General features: G+C 67.7%; 11 protein-coding genes. 4 read left to right on the top strand and 7 right to left on the bottom strand.

Going from position 1 to position 12,019, the window contains the following annotated elements:
• Nucleotides 1–21 precede the first annotated feature (21 nt).
• Nucleotides 22–972 carry a GlxA family transcriptional regulator gene (locus tag KXD96_RS17250; protein ID WP_260738037.1) on the top strand — a complete coding sequence of 317 codons (951 nt, stop codon included), beginning with the start codon at nucleotides 22–24 and terminating at the stop codon, nucleotides 970–972.
• 15 nt (nucleotides 973–987) lie between these two features.
• Nucleotides 988–1,725 (top strand): DJ-1/PfpI family protein, encoded by a 738-nt coding sequence (locus tag KXD96_RS17245; RefSeq protein WP_313901586.1) that lies wholly within the window; start codon nucleotides 988–990, stop codon nucleotides 1,723–1,725.
• Between the two features lie 108 nt (nucleotides 1,726–1,833).
• Here KXD96_RS17245 and KXD96_RS17235 read toward each other — a convergent pair whose 3' ends face one another.
• A complete protein-coding gene (locus tag KXD96_RS17235) occupies nucleotides 1,834–2,310 on the bottom strand; it encodes a nuclear transport factor 2 family protein (RefSeq protein ID WP_260738035.1) in 477 nt (158 codons plus the stop codon).
• Nucleotides 2,311–2,369: 59 nt separating this feature from the next.
• Here KXD96_RS17235 and KXD96_RS17230 point away from each other — a divergent pair, with 59 nt between their 5' ends.
• A complete protein-coding gene (locus KXD96_RS17230; protein ID WP_260738033.1) occupies nucleotides 2,370–3,140 on the top strand; it encodes an SDR family oxidoreductase in 771 nt (256 codons plus the stop codon).
• Here the strand turns inward: KXD96_RS17230 and KXD96_RS17225 are convergent, their stop codons facing one another.
• Together KXD96_RS17225 and KXD96_RS17220 are read right to left on the bottom strand one after the other, a co-directional pair.
• The gene (locus KXD96_RS17225; RefSeq protein WP_260738030.1) at nucleotides 3,141–3,902 is read right to left on the bottom strand and encodes a YqjF family protein; all 762 of its coding nucleotides are present in this window, start codon (nucleotides 3,900–3,902) and stop codon (nucleotides 3,141–3,143) included. It lies immediately after the preceding gene.
• Nucleotides 3,899–4,567: a hypothetical protein gene (locus tag KXD96_RS17220; protein ID WP_260738029.1), complete on the bottom strand. Its 669-nt coding sequence runs from the start codon at nucleotides 4,565–4,567 to the stop codon at nucleotides 3,899–3,901. The genes KXD96_RS17225 and KXD96_RS17220 overlap by 4 nt, the downstream gene beginning before the upstream one ends.
• A 207-nt stretch (nucleotides 4,568–4,774) precedes the next feature.
• On the opposite strand from KXD96_RS17220, the gene KXD96_RS17215 reads away from it, so the two are divergent.
• Nucleotides 4,775–5,626, top strand: a complete 852-nt coding sequence (locus tag KXD96_RS17215; RefSeq protein ID WP_260745420.1) for a bile acid:sodium symporter family protein — start codon at nucleotides 4,775–4,777, stop codon at nucleotides 5,624–5,626.
• A 9-nt stretch (nucleotides 5,627–5,635) separates the two neighbouring features.
• On the opposite strand, the gene KXD96_RS17210 is transcribed toward KXD96_RS17215, so the two are convergent.
• The 4 genes from KXD96_RS17210 to KXD96_RS17195 form a co-directional block, all read right to left on the bottom strand.
• A complete protein-coding gene (locus KXD96_RS17210; protein ID WP_260745419.1) occupies nucleotides 5,636–6,307 on the bottom strand; it encodes a GAP family protein in 672 nt (223 codons plus the stop codon).
• 9 nt (nucleotides 6,308–6,316) lie between these two features.
• Nucleotides 6,317–8,644: an arylsulfatase gene (locus KXD96_RS17205; protein ID WP_260738023.1), complete on the bottom strand. Its 2,328-nt coding sequence runs from the start codon at nucleotides 8,642–8,644 to the stop codon at nucleotides 6,317–6,319.
• Nucleotides 8,645–8,735: 91 nt separating this feature from the next.
• Complete coding sequence (locus tag KXD96_RS17200) at nucleotides 8,736–9,968, bottom strand: serine hydrolase domain-containing protein (protein ID WP_260738021.1); 1,233 nt, start codon at nucleotides 9,966–9,968, stop codon at nucleotides 8,736–8,738.
• A gap of 70 nt (nucleotides 9,969–10,038) precedes the next feature.
• Nucleotides 10,039–11,874 (bottom strand): fatty acyl-AMP ligase, encoded by a 1,836-nt coding sequence (locus KXD96_RS17195; protein WP_260738017.1) that lies wholly within the window; start codon nucleotides 11,872–11,874, stop codon nucleotides 10,039–10,041.
• Nucleotides 11,875–12,019 lie beyond the last annotated feature (145 nt).

Genomic DNA, 12,019 nt, shown 5'->3' with positions numbered 1-12,019 from the left:
GCGTGCCCGACACTGAGATCCATGGCTCGCAAGGTGGTGATCGCCGGGTTTCCCGGCGTGCAGGCCCTCGATGTGGTGGGACCACACGACGTCTTCACCGGCGCATCCCTGCTCACCGGGGGCGGGTACGAGGTCATCCTGGCCTCCGTCGGCGGCCAGGCGATCGCCACTCCGACGGGACTGGCCTTTGTCGCGGCGCCGTTGCCGGACCCGGGTTCCCCCGTAGACACCGTCGTGCTGCCCGGCGGCGGCGGTGTCGACGCCGCGCGGTCGGACGCCGAGCTGATCGGCTGGATCAAAAGCGTCGCCGCAACCGCCCGCCGCGTGGTCACGGTCTGCACCGGCGCGTTCCTGGCGGCCGAGGCGGGACTGCTGGACGGGCAGCGGGTGACCACGCACTGGGCCTTCGCCGGGCGGCTGGCCCGCGAGTTTCCCGCGATCGACGTCGACGCCGATCCGATCTTCGTCCGCAGCTCGGACACCGTGTGGACGGCCGCGGGTGTCACCGCGGGGATCGACCTGGCGCTCTCGCTCGTCGAGGAGGACCACGGCACCGAAATTGCCCAGACGGTTGCCCGCTGGCTGGTCCTGTACCTGCGCCGGCCCGGTGGGCAGACACAGTTCGCGGCCCCGGTGTGGATGCCGCGCGCCAAACGGAACTCGATCCGCGCGGTGCAGGAGGCCATCGAGGCGGAGCCGGGCGGCGAGCACAGCATCGACGAGCTGGCGCGTCGGGCGGCGATGAGCCCGCGGCACTTCACCCGCGTGTTCACCGCGGAGGTCGGCGAGGCGCCCGGCCAGTACGTCGAGCGGATCCGTACGGAAGCCGCGCGCCGGCAGTTGGAGGAGACCGACGACACCGTCGTCGCGATCGCCACCCGCTGCGGCTTCGGCACCGCGGAGACCATGCGGCGCAACTTCCTTCGCCGGGTCGGCATTCCGCCGGACCAGTACCGCAAGGCATTCGCCTGAAACGAAAGGACACCCATGACTCAAATCGCGATCGTGACCTATCCGGGCTTCACCGCGCTGGACATGATCGGCCCGTATGAGGTGCTGCGCAACCTGCCGGATGCCGAGGTGCGGTTCGTCTGGCACGAGGCGGGCCCGATCACGGCCGACTCGGGCGTGCTGGTCATCGGGGCCACCCACTCGTTGACCGAAACGCCTTCGCCCGACGTCGTTCTCGTGCCCGGTGGCCCGTCGACACCGGTCCATGCCCGCGACGACGTACTGCTGGATTGGCTGCGCCGGGTCCACCAAACCGCCCGATGGACGACGTCGGTGTGCTCGGGGTCGGTGATCCTGGCGGCCGCGGGCCTACTCGAAGGACGCCGCGCCACGTCGCACTGGCTGACAGTCCCGGCGTTGAAGGCGTTCGGCGCCGTCCCGGTGGGCGACGAGCGGATCGTCCACGAGGACGACGTCGTCACCTGTGCGGGGGTGTCGGCGGGACTCGACATGGCGCTCTGGCTGGCCGGCGAGATCGGCGGCGAAGCCCGCGCCAAGGCGATCCAACTGCTAATCGAATACGACCCACAGCCGCCGTATGACTCCGGCCATCTGTCGAAGGCGTCGGCGACCACGAAGGCGGCCGCCACCGCGCTCTTGTCCAGGGACAGCATGAAGCCGGCCAACATGAAGGCGGCCACGATGCTGGCGTGGGAGCAGGTGCTGGCGGCCGTGCGGTCGCGGCGACGGAGGCGACAGCCGACCCCCGCCTAGTTCCATGGTGGCGACCCGCTGCGCCCGGCCACGCCGCGCTTGCGATCGCCACGGTCCGATGGTGGCGACCCGCTGCGCCCGGCCACGCCGCGCTTGCGATCGCCACGGTCACGCGTTGGGCTGCAGGATCTCCTCGGACGCGAGCTTGCCGCCGGCCTCCAGCCAGGCGGCCACCACACCGGGGGCGTCGCGGTTGGGGTTGTAGATGTCCTCCTCGCTGGAGAACAAGCCGTTGCCCGCGTAGACGAGCCGGGTCCAGTTCGGGAACCAGAAGGGCTCACCCTTTGGATCCGTCGGGTGATCGAGCAGATTCTTGATCATCACGACGACGGCGTCGTTGTCCTCGTCATAGGCGGTCCAGCCGGACGGAAATCGCATGTGCGGGAAGGGCGCCATGACGGCGACGATCCAGTCCCGCACGGCCTCGCGGCCGTGAAACACTCCGTAGTGATGTTCGGTGTAGACGACATCCTCGGTGAAAAGGTCGGCGAACGGGCGCCAATCGCCCGAGGAGCTGCACCCCTCCACGACCCGCGTGTAGTTCTCGATGGCTTGCTCGATTTCTGCCCTGGTGAATTTGCCCATGGCGGACACACTAGAACGTGTTTCCGTTAGGGGTCGCATGTCTGGGATAGGGATATCGGATGAACGTCTTGAAGTTGTTTGATCTGCGTGGCAAGCGGGCGCTGGTGACCGGGGCATCCAGCGGCATCGGGAAGAAAGTGGCGCAGGCGTATCTGCAGGCGGGCGCCGACGTGGCCATTGCCGCGCGGCGTGCCGAGGGCCTGGAACAGGTGGCCCGGGAGATCGCGGCGGACGGTGAAGGCAGGGTCGTGCCCATCCGCTGCGACGTGACCCAGCCCGATCAGGTGACCGAGATGCTGGACCGGGTGACCGCGGAGTTGGGCGGCATCGACGTCGCCGTCTGCAACGCTGGCATCGTCGCGGTGACCCCGATGCTGGACATGTCTCTGGAAGAGTTCGAACGCATCCAAAACACCAATGTCACAGGTGTTTTCCTGACCGCGCAAGCGGCCGCGAGGGCGATGGTCCGCCAGGGTCAGGGCGGCGCCATCATCACCACGGCCTCGATGTCGGGCCACATCATCAACATCCCGCAGCAGGTGGGCCACTACTGCACATCCAAGGCGGCCGTCATTCATCTCACCAAGGCCATGGCCGTGGAGTTCGCACCGCACAACATCCGGGTCAACAGCGTCAGCCCCGGATACATCCGCACCGAACTCGTGGAGCCGCTGGCCGATTACCACCGCCTCTGGGAGCCGAAGATACCGCTCGGGCGGATGGGCCGCCCCGAGGAGCTCACCGGCCTGTACCTCTACCTGGCCAGCGAGGCTTCCAGCTACATGACCGGATCCGACATCGTGATCGACGGTGGATACACCTGCCCGTAGCTATGCGACAACACTGCGGCGCCCGAAACGGGTTCGCACACCTGGCGAAAACAGCGCGCGCAACCGGTCGCCGGCGGGGCGCACCATGCTGGCCGCCACCAATTCGTCGTCCAGCTCGACGATGTCGGCCGCGTGCAAGGGCCAGGTTTGGTGTTCGTTCGGTACCCACCAGGTGCGGCCGGCCTTGCGGGTGTGCGCGCCCCAGCGGGCGGTGAGCCAGATTTCCAGCGGTGTCGGTTCCACGGGGCCGCCGATGGCCACCTCGATGCGACTGCGCAACCCGCGGCGGGGCCACCGGCGCACGCTGTGGTACGTGACGCGGTCGCCGTGCCGGTTCATCCGCATCCTCGCCCAGGTATAGGGAACCCCGAGGCCGGCCCGGATGACCGGCACGACGGCCAGCCGCGACGTTTCCAGCGACCGGAACAGCACACCGTGCCGGCCGGAGTCGTCGACGGAATACAGCCGGACGTTCGTCTCGGGGAAGCTGCCGAAGTACGGAAGCGGAAGTGCGGAACCAACTTTGGTGCTCTCCATGACAAACGGAACCAACCCAACGTAGGTCATTCCGTCGACGAAGACGTCGGGTCGGGTGCCGGGCGGGTACATCGCTTCGACCGTGTCGGGCCGCACCGGCCAATGGATGAAGGTGAGATCACGCCAGCGCTGGTCGAAGGTGACGGGTCCGCGAAGCGGCGGTGCGATGACCGGGTAGCCCGTGAGGCTTTCGCTCCCGTCGGGGTCGCCGGGCGTCGCGGTCATCCCTCCAGCTCCCCGGAGACCCTCCGCTCGATGGAGGCTTGTGTCGTGGCCGGCAAGACGAGTAGGCCATCGAGTTCCTGACGCGCCAACTCGTGGGCGTGCCGGCGTTCCTGTGGTGTCGCCGCCGGGTCCGACGCGACGCGTAGCAGGTTCTGGGCGCGCGCGATCCGCTGCTGGTCGGCCCGGGAGAAGTCGCTGCGCCGCCTGCGTATCGCCTCCGCCTCCGCGGCGTTCAACGCGGTCACGTAATCCTCGACGGCGGCCCGGTATTGCGCGGCGGTCTCCCGGTCGTCGAGAAGATCTTCGGCTTTGACCGGCCGCAGAAAGTCGGCTCGGAGCTTGGCTTTGTGGAAGGCGACCGTGAGCGGGTCGCGCATGTCGGTCATGAGCGGGAAGTCGAGGAGCTTGGCGACGTCGAGTTCATACTCGAGCCAGCGCGCGTCGGTGCGGCTGTGCTCCTCGAGGACGCGGCGTAGCGACCGCCACTGGGCGACGTGATTGTCGCCGGTGCCCGCGGTGACGGCAGCGTCGGGGATCGGTGCATGCTGTTGGGGTTCCGCGGGGCGCCGTCGGTTGGCGCCGAAAGCGCGCACCGCGGCGACGGTCGCACCCGCCAGGGGCAGGATCACGATCAACAGCTCCGCCAGCCGGATGAGTAAACCCACATGGCCAGGATGCCACTAACGAGCGGCCGATACGCCGAGCGTGGGGCCCAGGGACGAATCCAGGGCCATTCCCGTACGTAGGGCCCACACCGGATGCACGGGCGACGGCTCGTATGCGGGTTATACGGCCAGCGCTTCCTGGTGGGTGCGTATTCAGTTATCTCCGCACCCGACCCGGTCGGGCATGGCAGGCTGGCCTCTGTGACCATGGCCGATGCGGCACGGATTGCCTTTCAGCTCAGCCTTTTCGTGGTGATCCTCGGTTACGGGTTGACCGTTCAGTTCGCTGACGTCACCTACCTGCTGCGCCTGCCGGATCTGTTGGCCCGTTCGCTGTTGTCCGTGCTGGTCGTGGCGCCGGTGATCGCCGCAGTATTGGTGTCCGCTTTGGACCTGCGGCCCCAAGTGGCCATTGCGCTTGTCACTCTGGCGATTTCACCTTTACCGCCGCTGCTGCCCCGGCGGGGGGAAAAGGCCGGCGGGCGCACGCAGTACGGGCTCGGCCTTGTCATCGTGCTGGCCGTCCTGGCCGTTCCGGTGATCTTTCTGGCGGCGTCCTTGATCGGGCGCGTGTTCGGGCGCCAGTATGTCGCACACCCTTTGGCAATCGCGGAGCTCATGTTGATGTCGGTGTTGGTGCCGCTCGTCGCGGGCATGGTGATCCGAAGGCGCTGGCCGCGGATCGCCTCCCGTGTCGAAGGTCCGATCGACCGTGTGCAGCGGTTGGCCCTGCCGGTGGCCATGGTCATCCTCCTGGTCGCCGCGGCGCCGAGCATGTGGAAGCTCTTGGGCGAATCGACATTGGTGGCGATGGTGCTGTTCGTGGGCAGCACGGTCGTCGTCGGGCATGTGCTCGGCGGGCCCGAACACCAGTCATCGGCGGTGTTGGCTTTCGCCAGCAGCTGCCGTCATCCCGCAACGGCGTTGACCATCGCATCGGCGAACTTTCCCAACGCGGACGAACACGGAGCCGTTGCGCTCTACGGTCTGGTCACCGCCGGGATAGGCGCGATCTACACCTTCTGGATGCGACGGCACGCGGCCGCAGCACCGGCCTGACCGGGCCGGCTACACAATCCCGAAGCCGCGCAAGGCTTTTACCGCGAACCAGGTACCGAAAATCAGGCCTGCCACGATCACGATGGGCCGGTCGTGTGCCTGCAGCCAGCGCAAGACGCGGTCCAACAAGGCGCGTGATCGTTGTGGAAAAAATGCTGCTGCACCGACTATGAGCAGGTTCGCGCTCGCGGCAAGCGCCACGAAAAGAACGTACGAACCGATATTGGCGGGTCGGCTCAAGTTCGCGTTGCCGATCACGCTGATCGCCGCCAGCGTGAAGACCCAGGCTTTTACCGACACGGTGATGACGCCGGCGCCGATGAGGAAGGCCTTGCTGGGTGTGGCCGACGTCAGCATGGTCATCCACTTCGGTGGTGGGGCGTTGGGGTTGTCGCCACTGAACAACTCCCGCGCCGCGGTAACCAAAAACAGCACGGCCACCACCAACAGCACGGTGGACACGATCCAGTGGTGCGGGTGACTGGAGTCGGCTTCGCGCTTGCCCCAATGCAGCATCGTGCCGAAGAGGAGGCCTTGCAGCAGGCGCGTGCTGACATGCCCCGCGACCCAGGCGCCGGCCGACCGCACGCGCGACGGGGTGCCGAGCAGCATGATCGTGATGACGATCTCGATCGGTTCGAGCGCGCAGCCAAGGATCAACGGAATAAGGCTGCTCCACATGGTGAGCACTTATTGCGCTCCCAGCGCCGCGCGCGTCTCCGCCTCGGCGATCGCCGCGGCCAGGTCGGCGGGTTGCGGACGCACGGTTGCGTCGATTCGGTCGATACGGCCCGTGAACCGGAAATCGTGCCCGTACGGCGCGACGGGGGAACCGGTGTCGGTGCCGATGTCCAGCGTCTCGCCGCTCATCGAGAAGCGAAACGGCACAGTCCGCTCGAGGCGCCCGCTGGCGACCTCGGCATCGTTGACGTGCAGTGACACCGAGGCGCCTCTCCCCAGCCCACCGCCGTCGTAGTCGAAAGAAACCCCCAGTGCGACTGAGCCTTCCGGTAGAGATTCGTCAGCCTTCACGGTGGTGAGCTCGTGGCCGAAATAGTTGTAGGCAAAGTGCGGAATGCCATCGCGTAGGTACAAACTCCAACCGGCCATCGCCCCGCCGATGCTGATCACCACTCCCTCTGCGCCACCCGTCGGTATGGCCAGTTGCGCCCGTAGCTGGAAGGAGGCGCTGGTGTAGCTCAGCGTCACCGGCTCGGGAATGCGCACCTGCCCGGCGTAGTAGGTAACCGAGGTACGGTCGGCCAGCAGGCTTGGCCGGTTGACGGGCAGCGCGCGGGCCAGCGTCGCATCACTGAGCGGGTAGACGTCGTATTTGCGCGCCTCGGTGTCGAATACGCCCTTGAGCTCGGCGAGCTTGTCGGGACGTTGCGCGGCAAGGTCGACGCCCTGGCTGAAGTCATCGGCGAGGTGGTAGAGCTCCCAGCATTCGGTGTCGCCGAATGGGGTCGCACGCTGGGCGCGGATCCAGGGCAGTCGGCCGTGAAAACACGAGGCGATCCAACCATCGTGGTACACGGCGCGATTACCGAAGATCTCGAAATACTGCGTGGTTCGGCGACTGGCCACGGCGGCGTCGTCGAACGAGTACCGCATGCTGACACCCTCGACCGGCTTCTGGTCGACACCATTGACGCGGGCGGGCATCTGGATGCCGGTCGCTTCAAGGATGGTGGGGACGATGTCGATGACATGGTGGAACTGGCTGCGCTGCTCGCCCGCCGCAGTGATGCCGTGCGGCCACGAGATCGCCAGTCCGTTGCGGGTTCCCCCGAAATGCGACGCCACTTGTTTCATCCATTGGAAGGGTGCGTCGAGCGCCCATGCCCAGCCGACGTTATAGTGGTTTTCGCATCGCCGCGTGCCGAAGTCGGTCACGTGGGCCAGCAGCCATTCGGGGTCTTCGGGCATCCCGTTCTGGAACGCCGGTGAGCTCCAGGCGCCGTGTATCGTTCCCTCCGCCGACGCGCCGTTGTCGCCGCACAGGTAGATGAACAACGTATTGTCCCACTGTCCTAGCCCTTCAATGGCGTCGATGACCCGCCCGATTTGGGCGTCGGTATGGGCCAAGAAGCCGGCGTAGACCTCCATCAATCGCCGGGCCACCGGCTTGTAGCGGTCGTCGTAGTCGGTCCACGCGGGTATCTGCTCGGGTCGCGGTGTCAGCCTGGCGTCGGAGGGGATGACGCCCATTTCGACTTGTCGGGCATAGGTCCGTTGTCGCAAGGCATCCCAGCCGTCGTCGAATTGGCCGGCGAACCGATCCGACCATTCCGGCCACACCTGGTGGGGACTATGGGTAGCGCCGGGCGCGAAGTAAAGAAAGAACGGCTTGTCCGGTGCCGACGTCTTCTGCAGCCGGATCCAGTCGGTCGCCTTGTCGGCGAGGTCTTCGGTCAGGTGGTAGTCGTCGCGGCCAAGGTACGGCTCGACGGGCGTGATCTGGTCGTAGAGCGCGGGTTCGTACTGGGAAGTGTCCCCGCCCAGGAAGCCATAGAAGCGTTCGAATCCGAGTCCGGTCGGCCAGCGGTCGAATGGGCCCGCGGGTCCGGTCTCCCATGTCGGGGTGAAGTGCGCCTTGCCGAACAGCGCGGTGCTGTAGCCGTTCAGCCGCAGCACCTGCGCAACCGTGGCGGTGCTCTGCGGTATCACGCTGTCGTAACCCGGGAATCCGTAGGCGATCTCGCAGATGGTGCCCATGTGTGCGCTGTGGTGGTTGCGACCCGTCAGCAGTGCGGCGCGCGTCGGAGAGCACAGCGCGGTCGTGTGGAATTGGTTGTAGCGCAACCCCGCACCGGCGACGCGGTCCAGCGCCGGGGTCGGGACGGGCCCGCCGAACGTTGCCGCGGCACCGAATCCGACGTCGTCGAGCAATACCACGACGACATTGGGAGCGCCGGCGGGTGGATAGACGATCGAGGGTTTGACTGGTGTGGATGCCTCGGCCGAGGGATTGATGACCTTGTCGAACCCTTCGTTCCCGCGGGGCAGGTCAACCATCGCGCCTCCTGGTGCTGGTGTACGGACTCCCGACCGCCCCCCGTGCAACTTCGGCGTATTCACCGTAGTGGACAGCGGGTTTTCGCCAGCATCAGGTCTGGGGTCGCACTCCCAGCACGTCGCGAAACAGCGCCTGCCGCAACGCGAGTTCCCGCGGGTCGCTCCACAGGTGAAAACCCAGCCTGTTCATGACGTAGGCGAAGCCGACGCCGGTATCCGGGTCGGCACAACCGAACGACCCACCGAAGCCGGGGGTTCCGAAGGCCTTGTCCGACGAGCCGAATTCGAAGTGCGGCACGGGTTTACAGAAGCCGAGCGAGTAGGCCACGTCAACGTTCATCACCTTGTCGCGCACCCCGTCGCGTGGCGGGGGCGCCGGCGCCGCCAGCGCATCGAGGGTGTCGCCGCGGAGACCCAGTTCGGCTCCCCCGGTGGCGGCGCTGCCGTACAGGCGCGCCACCGAGCGGGCGGTGCCGATGCCGTTCGCCGACGGGATCTCGACCGCCCGAACATCGTCGCGGTTGTAGTCGCCGTTGAACGGGTTGACGCCGCGCGGAACCGCGATGGCGCGCGCGGTCAGGCCGACCGGATTGAGCGAGGCGCCCACGAACCCGGCCGGCATCACGTTCAGATGCAACAGCGTTTCCGCGCGGACCCAGTTGTGGACGTGCGCGATCCGCTCCCGATCGACCGAGTCCGGCAGGCCGATGTGGAGGTCGAGCCCCAGTGGGCGGACGATCTCGTCGGCCATGAAGCGGCCCAGCGTGCGGCCGGCCGGGTCGGTCCGGCGGATCAATTCGGATTCGTACCAGCCGAGCGTGATCGCGTGGTAACCGTGCCGCAAGCCCGGCCGCCACGCCGGCGCCTGGGCCGCCAGGATCGGCGCCAGCCTGGCGGGATCGGCGACGTCGGCCAGCGTCGGCTTCGGTTTGAGCGCGCACAGTCCGGCCTGATGCCCCAGGAGTTGGCGGACCGTCACGTCGCCCTTGCCGGCCTGCGCGAATTCCGGCCAGTAGTCGGCGACCCTGGCGTCATAGGAGACGAGTCTGCGGGACACCGCGACGGCCACGACCAGGGCGGCGACCCCTTTTGTCGTGGAGAACATGTTGACCATCGTGTCGGGGCGCCATGGTTGTTTCGCCAGCCCGTTTCGGTAGCCGCCCCACAGGTCGACGACCTTGACGCCGTCGCGATAAACGGCGACTGCGGCGCCCACCTCGGCACCGTCGCGGAAACTGGCGCGAAAGGTGTCGGCGACCTTTCCGTACCCGGCATCCACGTCGCCGTGGATCTGATCCGCCGACACCGCAACCTTGAGAACCATTGGCGTGCCTCCGAGTGGAGACTAAGCCAGCGGCGGCGACCAGCAGGGCTTTTCGGGCCGTTCCACTGGCTCAGCGCGCGCCGAGGCTGCCGCTCAGGTACTGGGCGCGGCAGGCCCGGCGCGCCAGCTTGCCGCTGGTGGTGCGCGGGATGGCGCCGGCCGGCAGGAACCGCACGTCGGCGACCGGCAGTCCGTGGCGGTGCACGACCGCGGCCCGGATGGCCTCGATGGCCGGCTGCGGGTCGGCGCGACTGGTGCCCGTCGCCCGCTCGGCGACGATCACCAGTTGTTGACCGGTGTCGCGGGCCGGCACGGCGAAGGCGGTCACGTATCCGCGCCGGACCATCGGGGACGCTTCGGCGACGGTTGCCTCGATGTGCTGCGGGTAGTGGTTGCGGCCGTCGACGGTGACCATGTCGGCGATCCGGCCCGTGACATACAGCTCGCCGTCGAGGTAGGTGCCAAGGTCCCCGGTCCGCAACCACGTGCCTTCGACGCTGGCGCCCTCGGCGTGGCTGCCCTCGCTGAGCCGCGACCGCAGCCGGGCGTCGAACGCCCGCCGGGTGTCCTCGGGCAGGCCCCAGTAGCCCCGACCGACGTTGTTGCCCTGCAGCCAGATCTCGCCGACATGACCGTCGGGCAGTTCCGCCCCGGCCGCCGGGTCGACGATGACGGCCCATTCGCTACGGCCCACCTGGCCGCAGGACACTTGCGCCACGGCTTCGGGGGCATCCGCCGCGACCCGCAACGCGCGCCCGGCGCCCAGCTCGTCGCGGTCGAAGTACGCGGCCGTCGCCGCGGCGGCGGGCGCGATGGTGGCGACGAACAGGGTGGCCTCCGCGATGCCGTACGAGGGCTTGAACGCGGTCGGCGGTAATCCATACGGGGCGAACGCCTTGTTGAAGGTGTTGATCGCCTCGATGCTGACCGGTTCGGACCCGATGATCAGCACCACGTTGCTCAAGTCGACATCGTCACCCGGCGCGGGCAGCCCCCGCTGGGCGGCCCATTCGTAGGCGAAGTTCGGCGCCGCGGTGACGGCGCGGCCCGCTTGCGCCGACAAGGCTTTGATCCAGCGCTGCGGCCTGCGGACGAACGCGGCGGGCGACATCAGCGTGGAGTGTCCCCCGTAGACCGCCGGGAAGCCGATCATCGACAGGCCCATGTCGTGGTAGAGCGGTAACCAGCTGACACCGTGGGTGTCGCGGTCGAGCAGGTCGATCGACAGGATCATCTGCACGAGGTTGGTGCCCACCGCCCGGTGCGTGATCTCGACGCCGACCGGGGGCCGCGTCGCGCCCGACGTGTATTGCAGGTGGGAGATGTCGTCGTGGCGCAACTCGGTGGGGGCGAACGATTCCCGCGCCGAGTCGGGGATCTCGTCAATGACGATGACCCGCGGCCGGCGCAGCTGCGGGAGGGTGCTCAGAAAATCCTCGACCGCGCCCCGCGCCGCCGTTGTCGTCAATACGGCCGTCGGCTGCGAATCGCGCAGGGCCGTGTCCAGGCGCTCGGCGTGTCCGGGCAGCTCGGGCGCGAACAGCGGCACCGCGATGGTTCCGGCCTTGATCGCCGCGTAGAAACCCATCACATAGTCGAGGCCCTGCGGCGCCAGGACCGCGACCCGCTCGCCGTGACCGGCGGCCTGTTGGACGTGCGCGCCGATGGCTTCCAGCCGCATACCGAATTGGTCCCACGTCACCTCTTCGACATGCCCGTCGGACGAACGGTTGTAGTCCAGGAAGCGGTACGCCACCGCGTCGCCGACGTTCGCAATGTTGCGGTCGATGAGCGAGATCAGCGTGACGCCCGGCGGCAATGCGATGCCGCCCTGGGCATCCAGGCAGTCCTCGATCTCGAGCAAGCCGGGGACACCTTTGGCGTGTGGCCGGGAACCGGAGTTCATGGACCCACTGTAGGCACGGCGATGCGGCAACCCGCGGTGCCGGGAACGTGATCATCGGCACGCGGCGCGCGAAGGACGTTGACTGGGAATCCAATCCGCAGTCAGCCCCCCGTGCGTCGCGGCGCCCAAGGCCCCACTCCGACGC

The organism is Mycobacterium sp. SMC-2 (assembly GCF_025263485.1).
GTDB lineage: Bacteria > Actinomycetota > Actinomycetes > Mycobacteriales > Mycobacteriaceae > Mycobacterium.
This window is presented reverse-complemented; position numbering and strand designations above follow the sequence as displayed.